25 protein-coding genes are annotated in these 25,738 nt (G+C 48.8%); 10 read left to right on the top strand and 15 right to left on the bottom strand.

Annotation, left to right across the window (positions count from 1 at the left end; all coding sequences use genetic code 11):
- Nucleotides 1-92: 92 nt before the first annotated feature.
- Nucleotides 93-443 carry a pentapeptide repeat-containing protein gene (locus B2739_RS03410; RefSeq protein WP_331344472.1) on the top strand — a complete coding sequence of 117 codons (351 nt, stop codon included), beginning with the start codon at nt 93-95 and terminating at the stop codon, nt 441-443.
- Between the two features lie 185 nt (nt 444-628).
- A complete protein-coding gene (locus B2739_RS03405) occupies nt 629-1,942 on the top strand; it encodes a glycosyl hydrolase (RefSeq protein WP_331344471.1) in 1,314 nt (437 codons plus the stop codon).
- A gap of 51 nt (nt 1,943-1,993) precedes the next feature.
- Here B2739_RS03405 and dinB read toward each other — a convergent pair whose 3' ends face one another.
- Nucleotides 1,994-3,130, bottom strand: a complete 1,137-nt coding sequence (gene dinB, locus B2739_RS03400) for a DNA polymerase IV (RefSeq protein WP_331344470.1) — start codon at nt 3,128-3,130, stop codon at nt 1,994-1,996.
- A gap of 215 nt (nt 3,131-3,345) precedes the next feature.
- On the opposite strand from dinB, the gene B2739_RS03395 reads away from it, so the two are divergent.
- Entirely contained in the window at nt 3,346-4,899 is a 1,554-nt protein-coding gene (locus B2739_RS03395) for an alpha-N-arabinofuranosidase (protein WP_331344469.1), read from the top strand.
- Nucleotides 4,900-5,000: 101 nt separating this feature from the next.
- Here the strand turns inward: B2739_RS03395 and cysK are convergent, their stop codons facing one another.
- From cysK to B2739_RS03370, 5 genes are all read right to left on the bottom strand, one after another.
- Complete coding sequence (gene cysK, locus B2739_RS03390) at nt 5,001-5,912, bottom strand: cysteine synthase A (RefSeq protein ID WP_331344468.1); 912 nt, start codon at nt 5,910-5,912, stop codon at nt 5,001-5,003.
- Nucleotides 5,913-5,986: 74 nt separating this feature from the next.
- Complete coding sequence (locus tag B2739_RS03385; RefSeq protein ID WP_331344467.1) at nt 5,987-7,303, bottom strand: lytic murein transglycosylase; 1,317 nt, start codon at nt 7,301-7,303, stop codon at nt 5,987-5,989.
- 182 nt (nt 7,304-7,485) lie between these two features.
- A complete protein-coding gene (locus B2739_RS03380) occupies nt 7,486-8,595 on the bottom strand; it encodes an ABC transporter permease (protein WP_331344466.1) in 1,110 nt (369 codons plus the stop codon).
- Nucleotides 8,596-8,606: 11 nt separating this feature from the next.
- Nucleotides 8,607-9,524, bottom strand: coding sequence for an ABC transporter ATP-binding protein (locus tag B2739_RS03375; protein WP_414633207.1), 918 nt, complete (start codon nt 9,522-9,524; stop codon nt 8,607-8,609).
- A gap of 46 nt (nt 9,525-9,570) precedes the next feature.
- Nucleotides 9,571-10,542: an HlyD family secretion protein gene (locus B2739_RS03370; protein ID WP_331344464.1), complete on the bottom strand. Its 972-nt coding sequence runs from the start codon at nt 10,540-10,542 to the stop codon at nt 9,571-9,573.
- 208 nt (nt 10,543-10,750) lie between these two features.
- Here B2739_RS03370 and B2739_RS03365 point away from each other — a divergent pair, with 208 nt between their 5' ends.
- From B2739_RS03365 to B2739_RS03350, 4 genes are read left to right on the top strand one after another with little or no spacing between them, the layout of a single operon-like run.
- On the top strand, nt 10,751-11,164 hold the full coding sequence (locus tag B2739_RS03365; protein ID WP_331344463.1) for a DUF350 domain-containing protein: 414 nt from the start codon (nt 10,751-10,753) through the stop codon (nt 11,162-11,164).
- Between the two features lie 17 nt (nt 11,165-11,181).
- Nucleotides 11,182-11,766 (top strand): DUF1190 domain-containing protein, encoded by a 585-nt coding sequence (locus B2739_RS03360; protein WP_331344462.1) that lies wholly within the window; start codon nt 11,182-11,184, stop codon nt 11,764-11,766.
- Between the two features lie 3 nt (nt 11,767-11,769).
- On the top strand, nt 11,770-12,960 hold the full coding sequence (locus B2739_RS03355; protein ID WP_331344461.1) for a glutathionylspermidine synthase family protein: 1,191 nt from the start codon (nt 11,770-11,772) through the stop codon (nt 12,958-12,960).
- A 26-nt stretch (nt 12,961-12,986) separates the two neighbouring features.
- Nucleotides 12,987-13,826, top strand: a complete 840-nt coding sequence (locus B2739_RS03350) for a penicillin-binding transpeptidase domain-containing protein (RefSeq protein ID WP_331344460.1) — start codon at nt 12,987-12,989, stop codon at nt 13,824-13,826.
- 84 nt (nt 13,827-13,910) lie between these two features.
- Here the strand turns inward: B2739_RS03350 and B2739_RS03345 are convergent, their stop codons facing one another.
- From B2739_RS03345 to B2739_RS03325, 5 genes are all read right to left on the bottom strand, one after another.
- Nucleotides 13,911-15,224: a sodium ion-translocating decarboxylase subunit beta gene (locus B2739_RS03345; RefSeq protein WP_331344459.1), complete on the bottom strand. Its 1,314-nt coding sequence runs from the start codon at nt 15,222-15,224 to the stop codon at nt 13,911-13,913.
- A gap of 3 nt (nt 15,225-15,227) precedes the next feature.
- A complete protein-coding gene (gene oadA / locus B2739_RS03340) occupies nt 15,228-17,024 on the bottom strand; it encodes a sodium-extruding oxaloacetate decarboxylase subunit alpha (protein WP_331344458.1) in 1,797 nt (598 codons plus the stop codon).
- Between the two features lie 15 nt (nt 17,025-17,039).
- Nucleotides 17,040-17,408, bottom strand: a complete 369-nt coding sequence (locus B2739_RS03335) for an OadG family protein (protein ID WP_331344457.1) — start codon at nt 17,406-17,408, stop codon at nt 17,040-17,042.
- A gap of 219 nt (nt 17,409-17,627) precedes the next feature.
- A complete protein-coding gene (locus tag B2739_RS03330) occupies nt 17,628-18,224 on the bottom strand; it encodes a PEP-CTERM sorting domain-containing protein (RefSeq protein WP_331344456.1) in 597 nt (198 codons plus the stop codon).
- Nucleotides 18,225-18,422: 198 nt separating this feature from the next.
- Nucleotides 18,423-18,962 carry a sugar O-acetyltransferase gene (locus B2739_RS03325; RefSeq protein ID WP_331344455.1) on the bottom strand — a complete coding sequence of 180 codons (540 nt, stop codon included), beginning with the start codon at nt 18,960-18,962 and terminating at the stop codon, nt 18,423-18,425.
- Between the two features lie 73 nt (nt 18,963-19,035).
- On the opposite strand from B2739_RS03325, the gene B2739_RS03320 reads away from it, so the two are divergent.
- Nucleotides 19,036-19,518 (top strand): DUF1456 family protein, encoded by a 483-nt coding sequence (locus B2739_RS03320; protein ID WP_331344454.1) that lies wholly within the window; start codon nt 19,036-19,038, stop codon nt 19,516-19,518.
- Between the two features lie 2 nt (nt 19,519-19,520).
- Nucleotides 19,521-20,075 carry a DUF1415 domain-containing protein gene (locus B2739_RS03315; protein ID WP_331344453.1) on the top strand — a complete coding sequence of 185 codons (555 nt, stop codon included), beginning with the start codon at nt 19,521-19,523 and terminating at the stop codon, nt 20,073-20,075.
- A gap of 91 nt (nt 20,076-20,166) precedes the next feature.
- Here B2739_RS03315 and B2739_RS03310 read toward each other — a convergent pair whose 3' ends face one another.
- On the bottom strand, nt 20,167-21,162 hold the full coding sequence (locus B2739_RS03310) for a Gfo/Idh/MocA family oxidoreductase (RefSeq protein WP_331344452.1): 996 nt from the start codon (nt 21,160-21,162) through the stop codon (nt 20,167-20,169).
- 42 nt (nt 21,163-21,204) lie between these two features.
- Nucleotides 21,205-22,038 (bottom strand): CvfB family protein, encoded by an 834-nt coding sequence (locus B2739_RS03305; RefSeq protein WP_331344451.1) that lies wholly within the window; start codon nt 22,036-22,038, stop codon nt 21,205-21,207.
- A gap of 194 nt (nt 22,039-22,232) precedes the next feature.
- Here B2739_RS03305 and B2739_RS03300 point away from each other — a divergent pair, with 194 nt between their 5' ends.
- Entirely contained in the window at nt 22,233-23,336 is a 1,104-nt protein-coding gene (locus B2739_RS03300) for a site-2 protease family protein (protein WP_331344450.1), read from the top strand.
- Nucleotides 23,337-23,423: 87 nt separating this feature from the next.
- On the opposite strand, the gene B2739_RS03295 is transcribed toward B2739_RS03300, so the two are convergent.
- A complete protein-coding gene (locus B2739_RS03295; RefSeq protein ID WP_331344449.1) occupies nt 23,424-23,990 on the bottom strand; it encodes a hypothetical protein in 567 nt (188 codons plus the stop codon).
- 187 nt (nt 23,991-24,177) lie between these two features.
- Nucleotides 24,178-25,713, bottom strand: coding sequence for a DUF3300 domain-containing protein (locus B2739_RS03290; RefSeq protein ID WP_331344448.1), 1,536 nt, complete (start codon nt 25,711-25,713; stop codon nt 24,178-24,180).
- Nucleotides 25,714-25,738 lie beyond the last annotated feature (25 nt).

Below are 25,738 nucleotides of genomic sequence, written 5' to 3'. Positions count from 1 at the left end.
CGGTGGTGGAATCGGTTAAGCAAATCTTCATCAATGGGCTATAGTCAAAGCAAGTATTGATCCTTCAAGTGTTTGCAAAAATGGAGCCTGCTATGACAAAACCAATCATCCACAACAACCCTTATTACGGACTGCTGCGAGCAGAGCGCGTGGCAGAATTCAACCAGCGCAAAGCGCGTGGTGAAATAAAAGAGGGGGTGTTGCGCGGCGGCGATTTCCGCGGTTTGGATTTGCGCGAATTGGATGTAAGCGGATTGGATTTACGCGATGCCTATTTTCGTGGAGCGGACTTGCGTGGCCTTGACTTCCGGACCACCCAATTAGAAGGAGCCAGTTTTTGCCAGGCGCATATTTCCGGATGTTTTTTCCCGCGTGAGCTGACTGCAGATGAATTGCGTTTGTCATTTGATTTGGGAATCCGGGTGCGCTACCAATCTACATAACGGAACGCAATTTTTGCCTCTGGTGATAAACCTCTCTTCTGACAACCGGTGCCTGATCTTTGACGTGCCGGTTGTGCGTTTTTAAAACACAGCAGCGATTATTTTTATAAAAAACCACTGCCTTTTCGTTAGCCGTTAACGCTGCGTAACGAAGGTTAAAAATCCAGACTCCAGAGAGGAAAACAATGAAGCATTTATTATTTTCGCTATTAGCAGCGATGCTGCTGACTATTTCAGGCTGTAATCAATCATCTGACTCTTCATCGACTTCTGCAGTGGTTTCTTCATCGGCGTCTGCCGAAACCAGTGTGGTAAACCAGATTGTGGCGGAGCAAAGCAATACTGTAATCGAGGTTGCTCTGGTTGATAAAAAAGCCACAAGCGAAACCCGCTCCTTGTTTGCGTTCATGCAAAAACAGCGCAAAGAATCGATTATGTTTGGCCATCAGCACGAAACCACGCAAGGCTTGACTATCACTGCCACCGATGGAACCCAATCCGATACATTTAATGCGGTAGGTGATTTTGCTGCCGTATATGGTTGGGATACGCTCTCTATCGTTGCACCAAAATCTGAAGGCGATGTGGTTGAGCAAATTAAAAAAGCTTATGCGCGCGGTGGCATTATTACCGTGAGCTCGCATTTTGATAATCCTTTAACGTCTAAACAAATTGGCGATAAACAAGCAGGTGAATGGCCAGCAGGTACCTCCTGGGATAAAACCCCGGCGGTTGTCGCCGCGTTACCCGGTGGTGAAGCCAATGCCGTGTATAACGGTTATCTTGATCAGCTTGCCGATTGGGCTAACAATTTGAAGGATGATAATGACAAATTAATTCCCGTGATTTTCCGCATACTGCATGAAAATACCGGTAGCTGGTTTTGGTGGGGCAATGAACAATCAACCCCCGAGCAATATAAACAACTTTATCAATACACTGTGGAATATTTGCGCGATACCAAAGGCGTGCACAATTTTTTGTACGCGTATTCACCCAATAATTTCTGGGAGGTAACAGAAGCAAATTATTTGGAGCGTTACCCTGGTGATGCCTATGTTGATGTGCTGGGGTTCGATACTTACGGTGAAGTTGAAAACAACGAAAACTGGTTTAAAAATGTAGTTGCCAATGCTGCGTTGGTTGCGCGTATGGCTGATGAGCGCGAAAAAATTCCGGTAATCTCTGAAATTGGCATTCGCGCACCGGATATTGAAGCAGGTAAATTTGATAATCAGTGGTACCGTAAATTAATTGCGGCGTTAAAGGCGGATGTCGATGCACGCAATATTTCGTTCTTGCTCACCTGGCGTAATGCGCCAGAAGGTGTTCCCGGGCCAGATGGAAAAAATGTCCCTCACTATTGGGTGCCTGCTAACCGTGATGAAAATATCAATAACGGCACCTTGGATGATTTCCGTGAATTCTATAAAGACGATTTCACTGCATTTAACCGTGATATTTCCGGGGTTTATACCATTGAAACCCGAGTGAAATAAAAGCGTGTAACGGGTGATGAAAGCGGCTCCCATTGGGGGCCGTTTTTATTTTTACTGTGTTGGTAGCGAGAGCGGCGTTTCTGTTACGGAAACAGGAATGGTGTGTTGCTTATGGTATGCATGTAATTCTGTGTTAAACAATTCCAGCTGAAAAAAATGATTGTTCTCCCGCAAATCAATAAATCGTACTCCCACCCCAAGCAAACGTACCGGCATTCCTTTGCGTTCATAAGCCTCAGTGCACAAGCTTTGTAATTCTGCGAGCGATACCGCGCTGGCACTGCGCTCGATGGTGGTGATACTGAAATCGGAAAATTTGATTTTTACAAACAGCTTAACCACTTTGTAATCATCATCGACTCGCCGTAAGCGAATCGCCAATTGTTGGCTGAGTGAGGGGATTTCATTCAGGCATTGGGTTATGCCGGGCAAATCCTGCGCAAAGGTATTTTCGACGCTTAACGATTTGCGGCGGCGGTCAACGTTTACGGGGCGCTCATCAATGCCGCGGCTCAAATGATACAAGCGCGCGCCCATTTGCCCGAAACGCTGGGTTAATTCAAATACTGAAAATTTATGCAAATCGCTGCAGGTAAAAATAGCCAGTTCAGCTAATTTACTCGCCATAGCTTTGCCTACGCCATAAATTTTATTAACCGGTAATTGCGCCACAAAATCAGGTACTTTCGCCGGCGTAATAACAAATTGCCCATTGGGTTTATTCCAGTCGCTGGCGATTTTGGCGAGAAATTTATTCGGTGCGATACCGGCAGAGACAGTAATCCCGATTTCTTTATGGATGCGCGCGCGGATTTCCTGCGCGATCAAGGTGGCACTGCCGTGATGAAATTCTGAATCGCTGACATCCAAAAAAGCTTCATCTAATGATAGTGGCTCAACATATTCGGTGTATTCGTAAAAAATACTGCGCATCTGCAGCGAAGCTTCGCGGTACGCGTCCATACGGTGGGGTAATAAGATCAAATCCGGGCAGAGGCGTTTGGCGTGGCTGCTAGGCATGGCGGAGCGCACACCGAACTTTCGTGCTTCGTAATTGCAGGTAGAAATAACCCCGCGGCTTTCACTGCGGCCGCCCACGGCAATCGGGCGATTGAGCAGCGAAGGGTCATCGCGCATTTCAATCGCTGCAAAAAAACAGTCGGCATCCAGATGAATAATTTTACGCATGGGGCAGGTCAATATTGGATCGATACTGTATTTAAACACAGTATATGAAAAATGACAGCCGGGGCCGGACTCCGGCAGGCGAATATCCTGACAGGCGCTGGCAGCAATTCGATTAATGGGTAAAATTAGGTTAACTTGTATGACAATATGATGATGCCATGATTATCCTTCATCATTTGAAGTTAACGATAAATACAAACAATGGAGAACCTTCTATGCGTTTCATCAAGCCGCTTGCCGCCGCTATAGGGCTGTGTGCCTCATCGCTGGTGTTTGCCAATACCCAAGTGAGTGTAGACACCACCAAGCCCGGTCCTGTCATTAATAAAAATATCTATGGCCAATTTGCTGAGCACCTTGGGCGCGGTATATACGAAGGCATTTGGGTTGGCCCCAAATCCAAAATCCCCAATACCAAAGGCTGGCGTAATGACGTCGTGGGTGCGCTGAAAGAATTGCAAGTTCCGCTGGTGCGTTGGCCAGGCGGTTGTTTTGCCGATGAATATCACTGGCGCGAAGGTATTGGCCCGCGCGATAAGCGCCCGGCACGCGTGAATACCAACTGGGGCGGCGTGATAGAAGATAACGCCGTGGGTACGCACGAGTTCTTTGATCTGGTTGAGATGCTTGGCGCGGAAGCCTATGTGAATGGCAACCTGGGTACCGGCACCCCGCAAGAGATGGCTGAGTGGCTGGAATATATGACTTCAGACAGCAAATCTACACTGGCCGAGCTGCGTCGCAAAAACGGCCGCGATAAACCCTTCCGCGTACACTATTTTGCGATTGGTAACGAAGCCTGGGGTTGTGGCGGTAACATGACGCCAGAGTTCTACACGCATCTGTACAAACAGTACGCCAGCTTCCTCAAAACGCCAAAAGACAACACGCCTATTTTAATTGCGAGCGGCGGCCACACTGAAGATACCAGCTGGGCAGATCACCTCACTGCCAACGTAAAACCGAATTGGGCAATGCGTATGGATGCGGTGAGCTTCCACTACTACACCTTGCCAACCGGCGATTGGACGGTAAAAGGCGCAGCCACCGGCTTCCCGGAAAAAGAGTGGATGTCCACCATGGTTAACACGTTGAAAATGGATCAGTTCATTGTCAACAACAAAAAAGTGATGGATAAAAATGATCCCGAGAAAAAAGTTGGTTTCTATGTGGATGAATGGGGCACATGGTACGACGTAACCGGTGATGACGATCCTGGTTTCCTTTACCAACAAAACACCATGCGCGATGCGATCGTAGCGGCGCTCAACTTCAATATTTTCCACAAACACGCCGACCGTGTGCACATGAGTATCATTGCGCAAATGGTTAACGTATTGCAGGCGATGATTTTGACCGATAAGGAAAAAATGATCCTGACGCCGACCTATCACGTGTTCAAAATGTACAAGCCCTTCCAGGATGCAACCAGCTTGCCTCTGGAATTAAAAGATGTACCCAAATACACCTTGGGTGATGCATCTATTCCTGCGGTGAGTGCAACAGCTGCGCGCGCTAAAGATGGCAAAATTTATATCGCGCTGGTTAACGCCAATCCGAACAAAGCGGAAACCGTGAATGTAAGCCTTGCGGGCGTAAACATGAAAAGTGTTAACGGAGAAATACTGACCGCAGCAGCGATGGATACACACAATACATTTGCAAAACCAGACGCGATTAAACCTGCCGCTTATTCTGCAAAAGCAGAAAATGGCAAACTCGCATTATCACTGCCCGCTAAATCAGTTGTAGTGGTTGCGGTAGAGTAATGTCGGGTGATGCAGAGCAAATAGTGCTTTAAATAAAAACCGGTAGAAACAAAAAGGGCGCAAGTAATTGCGCCCTTTTTGTTTTGCGTTTACACGTTTTATCAAAACAAATCTTCAATCGATAAATAGCGCTCACCGGTATCGTAACTGAAAATAATCACTCGGCTGCCGGGTTTCATCTCTGCTTGTTTTTGCGCGACAGCGGCAAGCGTCGCCCCGGAGGAGATGCCTACAAAAATCCCTTCTTTTAATGCGCATTGGCGAGCCATTTCAAACGAGGCTTCTTCGCTGACCAGTACTGTGCCGTCTAGCGTCTCTTTGTTTAACACCTGTGGAATAAATCCGGCTCCAATGCCTTGCAAGCGGTGTAAGCCTTTTGGACCGCCGCTGATCACCGGGGATTTTTCCGGTTCTACCGCCAAGGTTTTTAAATGCGGGAATTTTTCTTTCAATGCTTCACTACAGCCGGTGATGTGGCCGCCGGTGCCGACACCGGTGATCATGTAATCAAGACCTTCGGGGAAATCCGCAAGAATTTCTTGTGCGGTAGTGTTGCGGTGAACTTCCACGTTGGCGGGGTTGTTGAATTGTTGTGGCATCCAGCTGTTAGGATTTTCGGCGAGTAATTCATTGGCTTTGGCGATACAACCACCCATGCCCAATTCTTTTGGTGTCAGCACCAATTCAGCGCCTAACGCTTTCATATTTTTGCGGCGTTCAACTGACATGGATTCCGGCATGGTGAGAATAAGGCGATACCCTTTTACCGCGCACACCAGCGCAAGGCCAATACCGGTGTTACCCGATGTCGGCTCGATAATTACGGTGTCTTTGTTGATCAAGCCTTTTGCTTCGGCATCTTCAATCATCGCGAGTGCGATACGGTCTTTAATGCTGGAGCCGGGATTAAAACGTTCCACCTTCATCCACACTTCAATATCGCTGCGGAATAAATGGTTGATGCGGACGTGCGGAGTGTTGCCAATGGTTTGCAAAATATTATCGACTTTCATGAGATTATCCCTCGTGTAGCGCTTGCAGGTTCAAGCAGTAAATAATGTTGTGAATAAAATAGCCGGTTACAGAATTAATAGTGAATGCCTAATAAATCGAGTGTTTTCCGGTTGGGGAAACCATCGGCAATCAGGCCTTGTTGATGTTGGAATTCACTGAGCGCACGGCGAGTGCCGGGGCCAAAAATACCGTCGGGCTTTCCTGCGTCAATACCTTTTTGGTTAAGTGTTTCTTGCAGTTGAATGACCTGTTGGCGATGTAAGCGCGGTGCATCGGTGGGCGGCGGTTGCATTAATTTTCCGCCACCGGCAATTTGATCGGCCAGCTGCCCAACTGCAATCGCATAAAATTCCGAACGGTTCCAGCGCATGATGACATTGAAGTTGTCGTACACTAAAAATGCCGGACCTTGGTGGCCTGCAGGCACCAGTAATGATGCAGTTATTTCCGCTGCCGGGAGTGGTGTATTGTCGGCACGCATCACGCCCAATTTGCTCCACTCGGCAATGGATTTGTGATTTTTCAAACCGGCTTCCATAAAGGGAAAATTGCGCGGCAATTTTACTTCGCGCCCCCAGCGGGTATCGTTATTCCATCCCAGACTTTTTAAGAAATACGCAGCAGAGGCGAACGCATCGGATTTGCTGTTCCACAAATCGCGCTTGTTGTCCCCATCAAAATCCACGGCATTTTTTAAATAGGCAGATGGCATAAATTGGAAGTTGCCCATTGCACCTGCCCAGGAACCTACCATTTTGTTTGGCGCTATATCGCCTTTATCCAAAATGCGCAGTGCATTAATTAATTCGATGGTAAAAAATTCGCTGCGTCTTGGGTCGCACGCGAGTGTAGCGAGTGAATCCACAACGGGGATGTTGCCATAGTAGCTGCCAAAGTTGGTTTCCAATCCCCAAAATGCCAGCAAGTAAGGCGCGGGCACGCCGTATTCCTGTTCAACGTGGCTCAGTAATGCGCTGTGTTTTTTCCACAGCTCACGGCCTTGCGCGACCCGTTGTGCCGTGACGCGGCGATTAAAATAATCGGCAAAGGTCGCGGTAAATTCCGGTTGTTGGCGATCCAATTCCAACACGCGTTTATTCAGTTTGGCGTTGCCCAAACCGGTGCGGATGATGTTGTCGGAAATGCCCTCATGTTTTGCTTTGTTTGAAAATGTTTTCAAACAAGCGGAAAAGTCCGCGTTGGAAATCATGGGCGCGGCAGTCTGGAGAGGTGAAGCCGCTGCCGTATTGGTAGATGCAGTGGGTGTATTTTTTTCTGCCGTTTTGGCAGCAGATTGTTGTTCGGTTTGATGCGGTGTTGTGGGTGTTTGCGCGCAAGAGAGCAGGCTCATACAACAAATAGCCGATAACAGGTTACGCATAGAATTCATAAAAACTCCGGGTGATCAATTACTGCCCAAGCAACAGTCGCGTGCAAAATGAGCGATTCGCAGCAGCATTAGCGTCATTAAATGAGTGGCTATGATAACGCCAAGCTGGTGATAAAAGCCTATTGAATTGCGCGCTAGGCTTTTATCGACACGCCCCAAACGTAAAAAAGTGTGAGTTGAAGTTAATCCAACCGTTTCTTGAATCGGCTGGCGGCGGCAATAACACCCAGCACCGTAAACCCGATCAACCACCACAAGTCTGGCTGCAAATCCTCCAAGGTTGCGCCGCGCAACACAATGGCACGCACCATGCGAATAAAGTGAGTTGCGGGTAGCGCTTCGGCAATCCATTGCGCCGCTTCGGGCATGCCCTCGTAAGGGAACATAAAGCCGGAAAGTAGTATCGATGGAATCAGCAAAAACACCGTGAGTTGCATCGCCTGCAATTGGGTTTTTGCGATGGTAGAAACCAGCAGGCCGAGTGTGAGGCTGGCGCTGATAAACGCAAATACGCCGAGCACCAATTGATCCAAACGGCCATTCACCGGTACATCAAAAATCAAATGGCCGAGGCCGAGAATAATCGCCATCTGGATCAGGCCGACAAAAATATAGGGCACAATTTTGCCGATCATAATTTCGCTGGAGCGCACCGGCGTAGTGATCAGCAATTCCAGATTGCCGCGTTCGCGCTCACGCACCAGCGCTGCCGAGGTGAACATCACCATGGTCATGGTAAGCACAATCGCCACCAGCCCCGGCACAATGTTCACTGCCGAGCGCCGCTCCGGGTTAAAAAAGAGTGCGATTTCAAAGGTACTTTTGCGCGCGATGGGCTGCGCTTCAAAACCGCTGGCAAAGTGCATTTGTTGCAGGGCGAGCAGGGCGTTGCTGACCATAGTATCCGAGCCGTCAATCAACCATTGGGCGATAGGGCGTTGGTCTTGCAGGCGCTGGCCAAAATCCTCGGGAATCACCAGCACCGCATGCACATGGCCGCGGCGGATCGCATCTTCCGCCAGTGCGGGTGTTTGATAGGTTTCGGTAAAACTCACCACCTGGGTGGCGGTAAGGTCGCTGATCAGTGCCCGCGCCGTTTGCGTGTGACTTAAATCCACCACGCCCACTGGCAAATCGCGCACATTGGTGTTGATCGCAAAACCAAACAACAACAGTTGGATCAGCGGCACCATCACCACCATGCCAAAGGTGGGGCGGTCGCGCGTGAGCTGGCGCAGCTCCTTAAACACAATGGCGCCGATCCGCTGCAAGCTCCGGGCGAGAGCGTTCATTGCCGTTCCCTTCATTGACGAGCCCCTTGCCCAACGGCGTTGCTGCCAGTGCAGTGGACAAACACATCTTCAAGGCTTGGCCTTACCGCATGTATCTGGCGATTGGCGACTAATGTGGGATGTGTAATGCGCAGCCAGCTTTCCGGCTCATCAATAGATTCTTTGATAAGTACGCGCAAGTGTGTGCCCTGTTGCGCGGTGGAGACCACCTCCGGCAGTTTGCCCAATTGCTGTTTAAGCAGGCGCAAATTCTCGCCGTCTATCTCCACCACCTTGGCACCCAGTTCGCGCATCAGTTGTGTGGGTGAACCATCGGCGCGTTTCACGCCGCCCTCCATAATCGCCAAACCGTGGCAGCGCTCGGCTTCGTCCATGTAATGGGTGGAAACCAGAATGGTGGTGCCGCTATCGCAGAGGTCAAATAACTTCTCCCAAAAGTCGCGCCGGTTTTCCGGGTCTACGGCGGAGGTGGGTTCATCCAGAATCAATAATTCGGGTTGATGTAAAGTCGCTGCCGCTAAGGCCAACCGTTGGCGTTGCCCGCCGCTAAGCGAACCTGCCAGACGGGTTTTGCGCTCATCCAATTGATAGCGGCTGAGCTGGCTGTCGATCAGCTGTTTTACGCTGCGGCTTTCAAGGTTGTAGATCTGCGCCATAAAACGCAGGTTTTCTTGCACGGTTAAATCGTCGTAAAGCGAAAACTTTTGCGTCATATAACCGAGGCGACGGCGCAGCAATTCCGCCTGTGCGGGAATATCCATTCCCAATACCCGCACGCTGCCCGCACTGGGGGTGAGCAGGCCGGTGATCAGCCGCATGCTGGTCGATTTGCCGCAGCCGTTGGAGCCGAGGAAGCCGTAAATCGTTTTGTGGGGGATGCGTAAATCGAGCGAATCTACCGCGACAAAATCGCCGAAACGGCGGGTCATACCGCGTGTCTCTATCGCCCATTCATTCGCCCCGATTTGTAGTGAATCAGTCATGGGGCAGCTCAACCTGTACTGGCAAACCGCTGGGCAAATTGGCCGCTGAGTCGGGCAGCTGCACTTCCGCCAAATAGACAAGGCGAGCGCGATCTGTGGAGTTGAGTGCAAAGTAGGGCGTAAAGGCCGGGTCTTGGGAGATCCAGCGCAGTTTTCCGGTTTGGGGTTGATCCAGCCCATCCACATGGATCACCAATTCCTGCCCCGCACTCACTTTCAGGCGATGGGTTTCAGGGACATAAATCCGCGCGTAGGGCGCATGTTTATCGAGCAGGGTCGCGACCGCTTCACCTATGCTGGTGCGTTCGCCCAAGTGTTTGGGCAGGTGATCCAGCCGCGCATCGCCAGTGGCGCGAATGCTCAGTTCGCTCAAATTGTATTGCTCCAATTCCAGTGCGGCCTTGGCGAGCGCAACTTGCGCTTCGGCTTGCTGCAAGTCCTCTTCGCGGGTGCCGTTAGTCAGCAGCAATAAATTTTCGTGGGATTTATCCAGATTGGCTTGCGCTGAATCGCGTTTGGCGCGGGCGCTATCCAACTCGGCCGCGCCCGCGAGTTTTTTACTTACCAGTGTCTCGGCGCGGGCAAAGGTTTTTTGCGCTTCTATTAATTGCGCCTCGGCGCCTTTGACTTGCGAGCGAGCCACCGCAATATCTTCCGGGCGCGCGCCGTTTTGCAGTTTGTTGAGGTTAGCCTGGGCGCTGGCGAGGTTGGCCTCGGCCTTGGCGACTAGCGCCTGCTGGCGGCGGTTGTCGAGCTGTACCAATAAATCGCCCGCTTTTACTTCACTGCCTTCAGTAATCGGTAATTGGGTGATGATTTCTGCAGCGGTGGCTTTGAGTACAACGCGGTCGCGCTCCAGTGTGCCCAGCGCGAGGTTGGTGTTCTGCTCGCTACAAGCGGTGAGTTGCAGTGCGATCACCAATAACAACGCCAATAACAACGAATGCGGTAAAAAAGCGTTCATACAATTCCCTGGGCTATTGATGCATCTGGTGTGTTTAACAAGTCTGCCAGAAATGGCGGCCAATCATTGTTAAAAGTTATAGGTAGTATTCACAAGTTCAGCAAGATAGAGTCGACACTTGATTTGTGTCAGAATCCGCCCAATTTCCTTTCCCGGTATTGTTTCGATTTCGGTTTTTCAATTTCATTTTTTCAATCAAGGACATCACATGCTTGCCACAACATTGTCATCACTCAACGGTATTCCACCTTTTCTTGTCTATTTTGCGGTGGCGATTGTATTAGTCCTGATTTTTATACGTATCTACACCTGGCTAACACCACAAGATGAGCTGGCGCTGATAAAAGCGAACAATCCCGCTGCGGCGCTTGCCTTTGGTGGTGCCTTGATTGGTTTTGCACTGCCGTTGTCCAGTGCCATTACAAACTCGCTGTCATTGCTGGATTGTGCGGTATGGGGCGCTGTTGCGTTAATCGTTCAGGCGTTGACCTTTGTAGTGTTGCGTGTGGCAGTCAAGCAATTGCCCGAGCGTATTAATCAAGGTGAAATCGCCACCGGTATTTTTGTTGCCGCCACTGCTGTTGCAGTTGGTCTGATCAACGCCGCGTGTATGAGTTATTAATTTTTTACAGGAAATAAATGATGAAACGCAGTAAAAAAGCCGCTTTGGTATTGATGGTTCCTGTTGCTACTTTGTTGCTCGCCGGTTGTGGTGAAGAGCGTGAGCAGGCAATGGTATTTACCGACCCCAGTGAATGCAGTGCCGCTGCATTAAATAGTGCCGCACAGTGCGAGGCCGATTACGCCGCTGCGCAAGCGCTGCACCCGCAAGTTGCGCCAAAATATTTAAACAAAGAAGAATGCGAAGTGGATTTTGGTGCAGGCAATTGCGAAACCGCACCGCAACAAACCACATCGGGCGGCAGCGTATTTATGCCGATGATGATGGGGTATCTCGCCGGGCAAATGATGAATCGCGGCGGTGCCAATTTACAGCAACCCGCAGCAGCAGGTGCGGGCGCTGGAACCAATGTGCCTACACAACCGCTGTACAAATCGCGTGATGACCGCGCTACTTTCCGCACGGCAACCAACACGCCGGTTGCAGGAGGCATTGGTCCTATCTCACTGAAGCCATCGCAAGTGAAACCGCAAGTAGGCCAAGTGGTACGCCGTGGTGGTTTTGGTGCGCAAGCGGCGTCGCGTAATAGTTTTGGTGGTTAATGCATGAAACGCATCAGTGTTGCCGAGCGCGCTAATTGGCGCGCTTACGCCGAAGAAGTAGGGTTTAATTTTCACACCTTCGACGGCGAACCCTACTGGGATGAAACCGCTTATTACCAATTCACTTTGCAACAAATTGAAAATGATCTGGAAGCGCCCACTGAAGAGCTTCACCAAATGGTGATGGATATGGTGGGCGATATTACCCGCAGCGAAGAAATGCTCACGCTGCTGAATATTCCGCGCGATTATTGGAGCTACGTGTGGAATTCCTGGAACAAAGGCGATCCGCATTTATACGGCCGGATGGATTTGGTATACAACGGCACCGGCCCTGCAAAATTACTTGAACTCAATTACGACACGCCTACATCTTTATTTGAAACCGGTTTTTTCCAATGGGTGTGGTTGGAAGACCAAATTAAAAACGGTGTGTTGCCTGAGCATGCCGATCAATTTAATTCCCTGCACGACAAAATCGAAGCTGCCTTTGCGCAACTGAATGTGCCGCAACCCTTTTATTTCACCAGCGTGCGCGACAATATTGAAGATCGCGGCACAGTAAATTATTTAATGGATATGGCTGCACAAGCCGGTGTGGATGTTCGCTATATTCCATTGGAAGATATTGGTGTTATTGCAGATAAGAACGGCGATAACGAACAGTTTGTCGATCTGGATGATCAGCCAATTAAAGGTTTGTTCAAGTTGTACCCTTGGGAATTTATGGTGCAGGAAGATTTCGCTCGCGCAATCACCGCCGCTAATACCCAAATGATAGAACCCGCGTGGAAAATGCTGTTATCCAATAAAGGTATTTTGCCACTGTTGTGGGCACGCTACCCCAATCATCCCAATTTATTGCCCGCGTTTTTTGAAACGGCATCCAGCGAACCTTTTGGCGCAGGATGGGTGCGCAAACCGCTATTCTCCCGCGAAGGTGCGAATGTCGATTTAATTACCGTAAACGGTGAGAAAATTTCTGCCGCAGGTCCTTACAGCGATGGCCGCTACATTCGCCAGGCTTTTCACGCACTGCCAAAGTATCGCGATGAATACCGCAATGCCGATACTTACGCAATGCTGGGCAGCTGGGTAGTAGGCGATAGCGCTGCGGGTATTTGTATCCGCGAAGATGCAACGCTCATCACCAAAGATTCATCGCGATTTTTACCGCATATTATTTTGGATTGAAAATAATTAGATAGGGAGTTAGTTGAATGAAAAGTCAGTTGTTGATTGGTTTACTTGCATTTCTGCCATTGGTGGCAGTTGCTGATATATGTAAAACGACAAAACTTATTGATACCGCTCCTTATGTTGCGCACATTGGCACTAACAAAGTCACTTTTCTGGCTGTGGATTTAAAAACAAACACTTGCCATGTGATCAACAAAAAGGGATTGGATCAACGGCATGCGCCTTATTCCAGTTTTAAAATTCCCCATACGTTGATTGCGCTGGAAACAGGTGCAGCAAAATCGGTTGATGAAAAAATTGTATGGGTTCCAGCAAAACGTCCAGCTAAGGATTTTTGGCCAGCTACATGGAAGCAAGATCAAACGTTGGCGTCCGCGTTTAAGCATTCAGCGGCTTGGTATTATCAAGAGTTGGTGTCGCGTATTACATCGGAGCAATACGAAAAATGGTTGGCTCAGTTTAGTTATGGCAATCAAAACTTTGCGCCGCCCAGTGATTCTTTTTGGTTGGATGGCCAGCTTAAAATATCGACGAAGGAACAGGTGAGTTTCGTTGTTTGCTTACTCAAAAACCGTTGTGGCGTGAAAGCTACAACCTACGCTGCATTTGAGAAAATCGCGCTGCAAGAAACAAAAGATAATTTTTCTCTTTATGCCAAAACGGGCGCGGGTCCAATCGATCCAGAAAACTTTGATGGTGCTTTTGAAGGTTGGTATGTCGGTTATACCAAAGACCAGCATGCAAAACCTGCTGCGGCTTTTGCGATCTATGTTGAAGCGGAAAATTTTACAATGATTAAAAATTTCCGCCGCGCGTTTTCATTGCAGCTGCTGGGTGATTTGGGGTTGTGGAAAAACTGATTTTTCAGTGCGCATAACGGTAAGTGAGCGCGTATAGAAAAGGCTGCAAATTTCTTTTGCAGCCTTTTGTTTTTCTTCAGTGGGTTAATTTGCCGGGAGGTTAGACACTATCGTAATCATCACCCCCGCTGCAATCGCAGAACCTATCACACCAGCAACGTTTGGCCCCATTGCATGCATCAACAAATAATTTTGCGGATTGGCCTGCAAGCCGAGTTTGTTGGAAACACGCGCCGCCATAGGTACAGCAGATACGCCTGCGGAACCGATTAATGGATTGATTTTGTTTGTGCTGAACACATTCATCAGTTTTGCCATGAGTACACCCGCAGCTGTGCCTATACCAAACGCGACAATACCGAGTGCAAGAATGCCGAGGGTTTTAGGATCGAGGAATTTATCGGCAGCGAGTTTGGAACCAACTGACAAACCTAAAAAAATCGTGGTGATATTAATTAATGCGTTTTGTGCAGTATCGGACAGACGATCGACCACGCCACATTCGCGCATTAAATTACCCAAACAAAATGCACCGAGCAGCGGTGTTGCATCGGGTAGGATTAATCCGACCAAGCCTAGCATTGCAATCGGGAATACAATTTTTTCGCGTTTGCTAACGTTACGTAATTGTTGCATCACAATGCCGCGCTCAGCTTGGGTGGTCAGCAAGCGCATAATCGGCGGTTGGATCAGCGGCACCAGCGCCATGTAACTGTAAGCCGCTACTGCAATCGCGCCGAGTAAATCAGGCGCTAATTTGCTGGCAACATAAATGGCAGTGGGGCCATCGGCACCACCGATAATACCAATAGCGGCCGCATCGGCGATGGAAAAATCCATCCCGAAATAACTCAGGCCAATTGCGCCCAATACGGTTGCAAAAATACCAAATTGTGCGGCGGCACCAAGCAGTAATGTTTTTGGGTTGGCAAGTAGTGGGCCAAAATCAGTCATGGCACCGACACCGATAAAAATAATCAGTGGCGCTACACCACTTGCAATTGCCACTTTATAAAACGTATAGAGCATTCCATCGCCATAGCCTGCAACCTGTGCCATGTGAATGGCGGTTTGATAAAGTTGTGGATCACCATTGGCGAGAGTTTTGTAAATCAATGCATCCGGGTCAGTTGCATGTAATCCTGCTAATTGCGCAAGTGCTGCGCCAATTTCCGGCGTGCCGTTTTGTAGCGCTTGTTCAACCGCGGAAAGCGCCAGGCCGGCTGCCGGTAAGTTCGCCAATAATCCACCGAAACCGATAGGGACTAACAATAAAGGTTCAAAACCTTTGCGAATGGCGAGAAATAACAGCACCAGACAAATGCCCATCATGATCGCATGCCCGGATTGGATGTGGTAAATGCCAGTGGAATGCCAAAGATTCAGTAAGGTATCCATTGGTTATTCTCCTGCCGGTATTATGGCGAGCAGTGTTTTTCCTACTGCAACAGAATCACCGGATTTAACTTCAACGCTGCTGATGGTGCCCGAGCAGGGCGCGCTGATTTGGGTTTCCATTTTCATGGCTTCAAGCAGCAAAATGACATCGCCTTCTTTGACTTCATCCCCTACATTCACAAACACTTTGATAATGTTCCCCGCCAATGGTGCAGGCAAATTGCGTGCTTGCGCGGTTGATACGGGTTTTGTTGTCCCGCTATTGCTGGTTGCTTGTAGCGGTTTGATGCCGGTGATGTCGCCGCCGTTGCTGACGGTAACGGTAAATCTTTTGCCTTCTACATCTACGGTATAAATTTCCTCACCACTTGCGCTGGTGATTATGCTGCTTTCTTTACCGGTGGGCGCAGGTTCAAATGCGTTGGGGTTATTGCGGTTTTCCAAAAAGCGTAAACCAATTTGCGGAAAGAGCGCATAAGTGAGTACGTCATCCAATGCTTGCTCATTGATGCGCAATTTGATGTTGCGCAACGCGGCTTCTTTTTCCAAATCGGCACGCAATTGTTCCAATTCCGGTGCGATATTATCGGCCGGTCGACAAGTGATAGCTTGCTCGCCGTCTTGCAACACTTTTGCTTGTAATTCGGCATTGATCGGCGCGGGTGTTGAACCGTATTCGCCGCGCAAAACCCCCGCGGTTTCTTTGGAAATATTTTTGTAGCGCTCGCCACTTAATACGTTTAACACGGCTTGGGTGCCAACGATTTGCGAAGTGGGCGTGACCAGCGGAATAAAACCCAAATCTTCGCGCACGCGCGGAATTTCTTGCAGTACTTCATCAAAGCGATCAATCGCACCTTGCTCGCGCAATTGGCTTTCCATGTTAGTGAGCATGCCACCGGGAACCTGGGCGATCAGAATGCGGCCATCGACACCCAATAACGAGCCTTCAAACTTCGCGTATTTTTTGCGGACATTACGAAAATAGGCGGCTATCTCTTCCAGCAAAATTAAATTTAATCCGGTATCGCGGTTGGTGCCTTCCAGTGTCGCCACCAACGTTTCAGTCGGGCTGTGGCCGTAGGTCATGGACATGGATGAAATGGCGGTGTCCACATTATCGATGCCCGCTTCAACACACTTCAAAATGGTGGCGTGTGCAAGGCCTGTAGTAGCGTGGCATTGCATATGGATGGGAATATCGCACTCTTCTTTCAAGCGCTTGACCAGTTTGAAACCATCATAGGGTTTGAGCAGGCCGGCCATATCTTTAATGCAAATAGAATCTGCGCCCATGTCTTCAATTTGTTTGGCTTGTGCAATCCAACCATCGAGTGTGTGCACCGGGCTTGTGGTGTAAGACAGTGTGCCTTGTGCGTGCTTGCCATGGCGTTTTACTGCTTTCATGGCAATTTCTATGTTGCGCATATCGTTCATCGCATCGAATACGCGGAATACATCTACGCCGCTCAGTGCTGCGCGTTCAACAAAGGTTTCCACCACGTCATCGGCATAATGGCGATAGCCTAATAAATTTTGGCCACGCAACAACATTTGTTGCGGCGTTTTGGGCATAGCTTTTTTTAATTCGCGGATGCGATCCCACGGGTCTTCACCCAAATAGCGGATGCAGGCATCAAAGGTTGCACCGCCCCAGGATTCGAGCGACCAGAATCCGACGCTGTCCAGCTTTTCCGCAATAGGCAGCATGTCATCCAAACGCATACGTGTAGCAAACAGGGATTGGTGCGCATCGCGCAGCACAACATCGGTAATACCGAGTGGGTTATTGTTAGTCATTGGTAAACTCCGGAATCAGGCGCGTGGATGCTTGTTGCGATGTTGATGAATAGCGGCCTGGATGGCGGCAAGGGTGTCGTTATCGATATCGTTTTGAATAGCCGATGCAGTGGATTTTATCGGCGTAGCAAGCGCATCCGGCATGATGGGTTCGGGGAAAAATGTACTGATAAAGCGCGACAATACATTGACTGCGATCACCAGAAGCCCGAGGAATATAAAGACGGTGCCCATGCCAAAGATGAGTAAATCGAGCGCTTGCGATAGTAGCGTCGTTTGCATAAATAACTGACCTCTCGTGTAAAACGCTGCCATATGCGGATGTTGCAGCTGTTCGTTATAAGAATAGGTACGGCTGTATTGCGCCTTGAAAAGCTGCGACACCTTAAGAAAAATGGCTACTGAGGGCAAGGAAAATATAGGATGTTCGCACGAACGCAAAGGGAAAAGAGCGTTGTGGTCGATTTGACGTGTTGATTTGCTACGGTTTTATGAAGAGAGCTGAGGGGAAAAAAGAATGCGTTTTATTTGAGGTCGCGACTCCTCCTGCGCGCTTGCAGGAGGATGAAGGCAATCATAACTGGTTGCGAGAATTATCCATTTTTAAGCGTTTGACTTGATGCGGCGGCGAGTCAGGAATACGCCCAACAAACCCATCATCATCAGAATAAAGCTGCTTGATTCTGGAACGTTACTTTGAATGCCGTCGAAAGAAATATTATCGACAACTTCAATCAGGTTAATTGGATTAAACGTAGCATCAACATAAGCGAAAATTGCTGAGTTGAAATTGATACCAGACAGGCTGATTGACTGGTTCATGTAGTCATCGCGGTTAAGTACGACGGTGGTGCTACCTACATTTACGCCATCCAGAAACAATGACAGCATTGCAAGGTCGCCTGCGTTGGAGTAACCGGCATCATCGTTTCCAAAGTCAAGTGACAGAAAGCTGTAAACATTTGAGAAAATCATTTTCAACTGGCTTTGGTCGTCGCTATTCACTGCCAGAGCATTTCCGTGTGATTGATGACCGTAATCATACACATCTAATTCGCTGCCCATGGTGTCAAACAGCTGCACGCCGCTTACTGTGTATCCATTCGCTTTGTAGCCAATAGATTCAGAAGTGAAATCAATTAAAGCTGCGTTTGCAGAGCAGGTGGCCAACAGCACAAGGGCAGTAAAAAACATTTTCATAGTGGTTCGTTTCCTTTGAAAAGAGTTAATTGAGGTGCCATCACCTCGGCGCCCAAATAGCACATCAGGTGCCATATTGAAAATAATTATAAATTTCAATCGCTTATAGAAATTTATATTTTTTGGCAAGGTCTTTTTGTAAGAAATTTCGACATGTTGCGATCTTGATAATGCGGTGGGATGTTGATCCGGTAGTACTTAATTGTTACCTGTTGATCTAATTACTGAGCAAGGATTTCCCACCGCAACAACGCCTTCGGGAATATCTTTTGTCACTACGCTGCCTGCACCAACGACCGAACCTTTGCCGATGGTTACGCCTGCCAAAATAATTGCACCGCCGCCAATCCAGCAATCATCACCAATGGTGACGGCTGCACAAAATTCCTTGCCGGTTGCGCGTTCAAGCGGGTCGAGTGGATGGGTTGTTGCATAAATCTGTACGCTTGGGCCGAACATGACGCGGTCGCCAATACGGACTTCGGCGCAATCCAGAATGATGCAGTTGTGATTGGCATAAAATTTTTCACCCAAAAAAATATTGCTGCCGTAATCGCAGAAGAAATTCGGTTCGATGTAAGCGCTTGATACTTGCCCGAAGAGTTGTTGGTAAATCGGCTTGCGCGCTTTGGTTTGATCGGCGGGCAGGGCGTTGAGTTGCTGACAAAGTTGCTTGGCACGTTTGCGTTCAGCCCTGAGCTGCGGATCATGCGGGTTTACTTCGGTAAAAGGATTCATCGGTCGGCTCACTTGAATGGGGTCGATTACGGTAGAATGCCCGAATTAACTGATTCATTCAAAGAGCCACCCTATGAGAACCAATGATATTTTCCGTAAACTGACGCAATCCTTGCCGTTAACCGTAGAACAAATTCAGGTCGTGTTTGCACAATCGGATATTGAGTTAAGCGAAAAAGAAGTCGTTAACCTGCTTAAAACCGATTATCAACCCGGCTTTGAAGCTATGCCGGAACATATCCTGCTTATTTTTCTGAATAATTTAATCGACCAAAAGCGCGGCAAAAAGGCCGATGCCCAACCGGAAGTCATCGAAAAACACCACAAAATTTCCAACAATGATGTGCTGAAAAAATTGCGTATCGCTTTTAATTTGCATGAGCAGGATGTGCGCGATGCGCTTAAGTTGGCAACCATTGAATTAACCAAATCCGATTTGTCTGCACTGTTCCGCAAACCCGGTCACGAGCATTACAAAGTTTGCGATGATAACTTGGTGCTCGATTTTATTGAGGGGCTCGGATTGTTATTGCAGCAGCGTGCTGCCGGGGTTTAGGGATGGACACAAGCGCGCTGGTGATCGCCAATGTGGCTCGTTGGTTAAATGAGGTCGTGATTGGCTTAAATCTCTGCCCGTTTTCCGCTAAGCCTACGCGTGAAAATCGCGTACGTTTTGTTGTTAGCAATGCGCAGGAAGATGAAGCCTTATTGCAAGATCTGCAGCGTGAAATGGAATTGCTCGACGAAAAATCAGCCAGCGAGATAGAAACCACGTTGGTCATTATTCCTAATCATCTGCAGGATTTTTTTGATTACAACCAGTTTTTAAATTGGGCTGACCAACTGCTCAAACGCAATCGTTGGATCGGTGTATATCAGATCGCCACGTTTCATCCGGATTATTGCTTTGCCGATGCCGAACCGGACGATGCAGAAAATCTTACCAACCGTGCGCCTTATCCTGTGTTGCATATCATCCGCGAGGCGAGCCTGGAAAAAGCACTGGAATATTTCTCTGATGTGGATGAAATTCCAGAGATTAATAAGGCGCGAGTAGAAAGTTTAACGGCAGAAGAAAAACAAAAACTGTTTCCGTATCTATTTGGCAAGTAGCCCGCAAGGAGTGAAACGGATTGCGGGGTGTGGGGCGTTGGGTTGAATCCCTATTTCGCTAGGTTCCATACGGGCTACATTGTAGCTGTAATTACATTAACGGCTTGCTAAAACAATCAATCAATTCCATCACTTTTTTGGCTTCGCTCACGCTGCATGGGTTATCCCGTTCTCCGCGGAAATAGCGATTTACTTGTTCAATCATCGGCTGTTGGATGTGTTGCGGATTGGGAATAACTATTTCCTGTTCGCCTTTTGCATTGCTCAAGCGAATAACTTGTTGGCCAAAAAAATTGATCGATAATTTCCCTGCGGTTCCGATAACTTCGCACAGGTCGCGTGTTTGTTCCGGTGCAACTGCATAATGCCAGCGCCCTTGTAACACTACGCCACTATCAAATTTTGCCCAGCCATGTACGCAATCATCTGCTGCATTGAATTGCCGTTGGTTGTAACCAAAACCGCTTGCTTGTACGACTGATCCAAACCAATACAACATAAGATCAAGCTGGTGAGGGGATAAATCGTGAAATAAACCGCCGCCCGATAGCGCTGGGTTTACTCGCCAATTTTCCTCGGTTTTTGCAATAATTTTATCGTTAACGGGGCGCAACATATCCACCTGCACCATTAGCACATCACCAATGGCGCCGGTACGAATCAGCTCTGCCATTTTCATAAAGCAGGGTACGTAACGGCGATAATGCGCAACACTGACTTTTTTACCGCTGGATTTTTCTGCTGCGATAATTGCATCGCATTCGCCAGCGTTAAGCGTCACCGGTTTTTCGATATACACGTTTTTTCCGGCGTGTAATGCGGCGATGGCATAGTCTTTATGTTGCGCCGGTGGTGTGGCGATATAAATTGCATTGACATCCGGATTGGCGAGCAGTGCCTCAGCATTGTCGTACCAGTGCGCTACCTGATGACGCTGTGCGAAATCCCTGGCTTTTTCGCCATTGCGGCGCATCACTGCAATAAGTTCTGAATGGGGCGCTTTGTAAAAGCCGGGGCCACTTTTTACTTCACACACATCACCGACACCGATAATGCCCCAGCGGATGGTCTTATTTACATCAGTCATTGTTGTTATTGCTCCACCTTTACTCTTGCTTCACCTTGATTCTTATTGCACCAACGTAATTTTTTCTTTGGTGATTAAAATTTTACGTTGTTTGTAAAGCAGGCTCAGTGCATTTTTGTAATTGCCTTTACTAACATTAAATGCTTTATAGATCTCTTCTGGTTCGCTTTTGTCTGTCAGGTAAGAAGTGCCGCCGCGGCGTTGTAAATCGGCGAGAATTTTTTCTGCTAAATCATCTTTGCTGTCGCGTGCCTGCGCTTGCAAGCTCAAATCAATTTTGCGGTCGGGACGGATGCTTTTGATATAACCTTTTACTTTTTCACCGTAGAGCAGCGTGCGGAAGGCTTCATCGCGGAAAACCAAACCCAGGTGCGTGTGGTTGATAACGGCTTTGTAGCCCATATCGCTGCGGCCACAAATTAATAAATCAACAGCTTGTTGCGCACGCAGGCCGCTTGCGCGTTCTTCAAGGTGGCGGCTCAGGCGCGATGATGCGGTAATGCGGCCGGTGTATTCATCCAGATAAATGCACACCACGTAAGAGCGGCCAGCTTCCATAGGTTTGTGTTGTTCGCCATAGGGTACAAGCAAATCTTTGGGTAAGCCCCAATCGAGAAATGCACCGACGTTATTGACCTCTTTGACTTCTAAAAATGCACATTCACCGACCATGGCTTTTGGCGTGAGTGTGGTGGCGATAATGCAATCATCGGAATCCAGATAAATAAAAACATCCAGCGGTAAACCGATTTTCATGTCGTCGGTGACATAGCGTTTGGGTAATAAAATGTTGCCAAACTTGCCACCATCAAGAAAAATGCCGAAGTCAGTGTGTTTGATGATGGTTAAGCGGTTGATTCTACCGATTTGTAACATGGGAAGCCTGTGCCTGTTTTTGTGCCTGTTCTATAGAAGTCTACTGTAGCGAGAAGTCTGCAGGAGTGAAAAATCTGGAATAGTGTGCTGCAAATAGAGTGTGCTGCAAATAAAGCGCATAGTTTATGCCCAAGCGCAGGCTGAGGCCAGCAAATCCCGATCTTTGATTTTTAAGCTGTAGTTGAGTTGTCGTTATGCAAAAGAGCATGCAGTTGTTGTCGTTTGATTATGCCGATAGGCAAATACGTGTTGAATTAACACCGGGTACAGGTGAAGAAGTGGTGTTGGTTGATGCTACTCCGGTGGTTCACGCGCGCAATTTTGGCCCACAAAACGAATACCGTTTTAATCTGGATGGCGTGGGTGAAGCGCGTTTGGCGTATCGTATGGATGTGGCGGCAGCGCAAGTGACCTATGAATTTTGGGTGGATGAGTTGCAGGTATTGCATGCGACTGCGCCATTGGTTTTGCCAGTAGTTGATGAGCAAGCGGCACCTGCAGACTCCATCGCAACACAAGAACCTGCACACACAAAACCTGCAACCTCGTGGTTATCTATAGGTTTGATTGCCTTCAAATTATTAAAAGCGGTGCAGGTGTTTAAGGTCGCTTTGCTTGCGGCATCGGTAGCAGTCTACAGCGTGATGTTCACTCTGGAGTTTGCGCTCGCGTTGATTGGGGTATTGGTGTTTCATGAGTATGGTCATTTGCGCGCGATGAAAAAATGCGGACTGCCAACGAAAGGCATGTACTTGATTCCGTTTGTGGGCGGCATTGCCGTTGGCGATATGCCCAAAACCCGCTGGCAGGATGTCTATATTTCCATGATGGGGCCGGTGTTCGGTTTAATCATGACCGTTGTGTTTTACATTGTGTATCTCGTTACCGACAGCCACTTTGCCGGTTTGGTTGCATCGACCAGTGCGTTGTTAAATTTATTTAATTTGATTCCTGTGTATCCACTCGATGGTGGGCGAGTAGTGAAGGCATTGGTGTTTTCCGGGCGTAACTATCTGGCATTGGTTGCGCTGCTTGCGATTTCTGCAGTGTGTTTTGTGTTAGCGTGGAAATTGGGTTTTTATTTCATCACCTTTTTTATTGTGCTGGGTGTGATTGATATTGTTACAGGTTGGAAGGTGGGCTTGGCAGAAGATATTACACCGTTAAAATCCTACGGTATCTGGTTCTCGGTGTTATGGTATCTGGTAGTGGTAGCGGTGTTTTTAGGGATGATTATCCTGATCGCCCAAGATGGTTTGCCCGGCTCTGAAATTGCGATCAAAGTGTTGGCATCATAAAATTTTTGCAGGTATTAATGAAAAATCCCCGGCGATGTAAATCGACCGGGGATTTTTTTAATCTTTGATATTGTAGAAATGGAATTGTTAAAGAAATGGATCGTTTTCATCTGGCGGAAAATAACGTTCGGCGGTGATGACATCGGCGTTAATTTTGTGTGCAAGTAAATCATCAACATCCTGATTGACGCGATTGATAAGTGGAAGCGCTTCATTGCGGTCAAGCGATTCCAATAAAGCGTTGCCCCAAATAGAAACATGGCGCAAATAAATAGTGCGGGTATCGGATTTTTTTGCCCACTCACCAGAGACAAGTCTGCCTATGCGGTCAATCTTGTGTTTGATTTCTTTGACCTGACGGGGATCTTCAACTTGAGCGACGAGTTCGTCGGTCATTTTAATCCAACCGCGACGATACAATTCCCAGCCGTTATAAAAGCGCACAATCCAGGTGAGGTATTCCTCTTGGGTCTGGATGTCTTTGTTGGCCTTGTCTGCCTCGTATACTTTTACAAAGTACGCACGCGATGGCATGCCTTGCGGCCAGCTATTGGCTTCACGGGCAATTTTATTGCTTGTGGTGCTACAAGCTAATAAGCCGGATATCAGGATTATTAAGGTGGTAATACGCGAGAGGGATGCGATTTTCTGCATAAACAACTTTGGGCTCTTATACGGGGCAGGGGTTGCAGTCTAGTGGATGAATATTGCAGTAGTATAAAAGTTTGCTGTGGCTGTGCACAGGCATTCGGGAGGTGGAATTACTATCGATAAGTTATAGCCCCGACCGGGATTAAGGTGCAGGGCTATATGTATCTCGTCGGATCAATCGTTTGGATCATTAACGCTCGCGGCCACCGCGTATTTCGCTGCGCTCATTGTTGCGCGGGCTTGGGCGGTCTTCCCGTTGAAAACGCTCGATCCGCTCTGGCCTTTCTACTCGTTCCGGTCTTTCCGCTCGTTCCTGTCTCTCTGTTCGCTCCAGTCTTTCCTGTCGTTCAGGGCGCTCCATGCGCAATGTCTCGCGACGTTCAATTCTCTGTTCTGTTTGCGGGCGCTCATAGCGAGGTTGATCAAGAGTGCGGTCTCGCTCAGTGTTGGTGGTGCGCTCCATCCGTTGGGCTTTCGGGCTTTCAGTCCGCTCGGCGCGCTCCGGCGATTGCATCTGGGTACGCGGTGATACCGTCCGGTCAATCTGGCGACCTTCACGGTTGTTCATACGCTCACGCAGCTGCTCTGCCCGAGGCTGTTCTACGCGGGGTTGTTCTGCACGGTGTTGGTCACGCAATTGTTGTTGCGGGCGTTCGCGGTTGGTTTGCACTTGTCCCGCTTGGTTGCGCTGCAGGCGTTGCTGGAATTGTTCGTCGCGCCCCTGACGTTGGTCGCGCGCACGGTTGGGTTCGATTGCACGTCCGCGCTCACCGCCCTGAAAGTCGTTGCGTAAGTTGGCGCGATATTCACGTGAATCGCGATAACTTTCACGTGGACTTTGGAAGCGTTCACGGGTGTGGTTGTCGTAGTAGGCAACGCCGCGTCTGTGCACCGGATTGTGATGCCAGTGTTTGGCCTGACTGTAACGCACTACGCTGCGGCTATCGTAAAAGCGCTGGCCGTGATGGTGGTGGCGATCAATCACGACCACGCGGCGGTCGCGCCAATGACAACCGCTGAAGTAAAAGCTTGGGCCGATATATACCCTTGGTCCCCAATAAAACCCTGACACAAACACATAGCTGCTCGGGTAATGCCAATACACGGGCGGGTAATCCGGCCACCACCAGTTGCCATACACCACGCGGGTATCGTAAGCGGGCACATACACAACGCGCTCAACCGAGGGCTCAATCACAATGGTTTTTTCTTCGCGTATCACCCGTACATGCTCGACTTTGTCGAGGTTGCCCGAGGCATAAGCACGGTTGCGCAGTTTTTGGATGCTATCCATAACGCCTTCTTCATCGGCGAGGAAGGCATCGCCCAATTGTTGGGTCCAGTCCAGATCATCACTCATACGTTTCAGGATGTCAGGGAAGGCGACCAGTGCCTTGACGCTGGGGTCCCAGTCTTTGTTATCGACTGCCGAAACAGCATCATCCCCTTTCAAACGGCTGTTGTTGCGCGCCCAGCGGTCGGCTTCCACTACTTCCAGAGGGTAAGTAGAGGCGATAAGCACATGGGATAAAACGGTATCCGGGTAGAGGGCGATAGGGGCGAGCAGTGCATCCACTTGGGCTTCACTGAAATTGGCTTGTGCTGCGCTCGCACTGTAGCCCGGTCGGTCAACGGCTTGGCTGGTTGTGCAGCCTACCAACAACGGCAATAACAGGCTGATGGTCAATGCAAGTTTACCGGGCTTGTGGAGTAAATGGCTGTTCATGATAGCGCTCGCTGGGTTAGCCAAT

The organism is Cellvibrio sp. UBA7661 (assembly GCA_002483365.1).
Lineage (GTDB): Bacteria > Pseudomonadota > Gammaproteobacteria > Pseudomonadales > Cellvibrionaceae > Cellvibrio.
The sequence above is the reverse complement of the archived record's forward strand: the minus strand, read 5'-3'. Positions and strand labels throughout refer to the sequence as shown.

Excerpts from the sequence above, each read along its gene's own strand:
- B2739_RS03375 (WP_414633207.1), bottom strand. The coding sequence starts at position 9,524 with ATGACCCGCCGTTTCGGCGATTTTGTCGCGGTAGATTCGCTCGATTTA.
- B2739_RS03310 (WP_331344452.1), bottom strand. The coding sequence starts at position 21,162 with ATGACTGATGTAAATAAGACCATCCGCTGGGGCATTATCGGTGTCGGT.
- B2739_RS03305 (WP_331344451.1), bottom strand. The coding sequence starts at position 22,038 with ATGTTACAAATCGGTAGAATCAACCGCTTAACCATCATCAAACACACT.
- B2739_RS03395 (WP_331344469.1), top strand. The coding sequence starts at position 3,346 with ATGCGTTTCATCAAGCCGCTTGCCGCCGCTATAGGGCTGTGTGCCTCA.
- B2739_RS03360 (WP_331344462.1), top strand. The coding sequence starts at position 11,182 with ATGATGAAACGCAGTAAAAAAGCCGCTTTGGTATTGATGGTTCCTGTT.
- B2739_RS03410 (WP_331344472.1), top strand. The coding sequence starts at position 93 with ATGACAAAACCAATCATCCACAACAACCCTTATTACGGACTGCTGCGA.
- B2739_RS03365 (WP_331344463.1), top strand. The coding sequence starts at position 10,751 with ATGCTTGCCACAACATTGTCATCACTCAACGGTATTCCACCTTTTCTT.
- B2739_RS03380 (WP_331344466.1), bottom strand. The coding sequence starts at position 8,595 with ATGAACGCTCTCGCCCGGAGCTTGCAGCGGATCGGCGCCATTGTGTTT.
- B2739_RS03405 (WP_331344471.1), top strand. The coding sequence starts at position 629 with ATGAAGCATTTATTATTTTCGCTATTAGCAGCGATGCTGCTGACTATT.
- cysK (WP_331344468.1), bottom strand. The coding sequence starts at position 5,912 with ATGAAAGTCGATAATATTTTGCAAACCATTGGCAACACTCCGCACGTC.
- B2739_RS03330 (WP_331344456.1), bottom strand. The coding sequence starts at position 18,224 with ATGAAAATGTTTTTTACTGCCCTTGTGCTGTTGGCCACCTGCTCTGCA.
- B2739_RS03290 (WP_331344448.1), bottom strand. The coding sequence starts at position 25,713 with ATGAACAGCCATTTACTCCACAAGCCCGGTAAACTTGCATTGACCATC.
- B2739_RS03350 (WP_331344460.1), top strand. The coding sequence starts at position 12,987 with ATGAAAAGTCAGTTGTTGATTGGTTTACTTGCATTTCTGCCATTGGTG.
- B2739_RS03320 (WP_331344454.1), top strand. The coding sequence starts at position 19,036 with ATGAGAACCAATGATATTTTCCGTAAACTGACGCAATCCTTGCCGTTA.
- B2739_RS03325 (WP_331344455.1), bottom strand. The coding sequence starts at position 18,962 with ATGAATCCTTTTACCGAAGTAAACCCGCATGATCCGCAGCTCAGGGCT.
- dinB (WP_331344470.1), bottom strand. The coding sequence starts at position 3,130 with ATGCGTAAAATTATTCATCTGGATGCCGACTGTTTTTTTGCAGCGATT.
- B2739_RS03355 (WP_331344461.1), top strand. The coding sequence starts at position 11,770 with ATGAAACGCATCAGTGTTGCCGAGCGCGCTAATTGGCGCGCTTACGCC.
- B2739_RS03385 (WP_331344467.1), bottom strand. The coding sequence starts at position 7,303 with ATGAATTCTATGCGTAACCTGTTATCGGCTATTTGTTGTATGAGCCTG.
- B2739_RS03370 (WP_331344464.1), bottom strand. The coding sequence starts at position 10,542 with ATGAACGCTTTTTTACCGCATTCGTTGTTATTGGCGTTGTTATTGGTG.
- oadA (WP_331344458.1), bottom strand. The coding sequence starts at position 17,024 with ATGACTAACAATAACCCACTCGGTATTACCGATGTTGTGCTGCGCGAT.
- B2739_RS03300 (WP_331344450.1), top strand. The coding sequence starts at position 22,233 with ATGCAAAAGAGCATGCAGTTGTTGTCGTTTGATTATGCCGATAGGCAA.
- B2739_RS03295 (WP_331344449.1), bottom strand. The coding sequence starts at position 23,990 with ATGCAGAAAATCGCATCCCTCTCGCGTATTACCACCTTAATAATCCTG.
- B2739_RS03315 (WP_331344453.1), top strand. The coding sequence starts at position 19,521 with ATGGACACAAGCGCGCTGGTGATCGCCAATGTGGCTCGTTGGTTAAAT.
- B2739_RS03345 (WP_331344459.1), bottom strand. The coding sequence starts at position 15,224 with ATGGATACCTTACTGAATCTTTGGCATTCCACTGGCATTTACCACATC.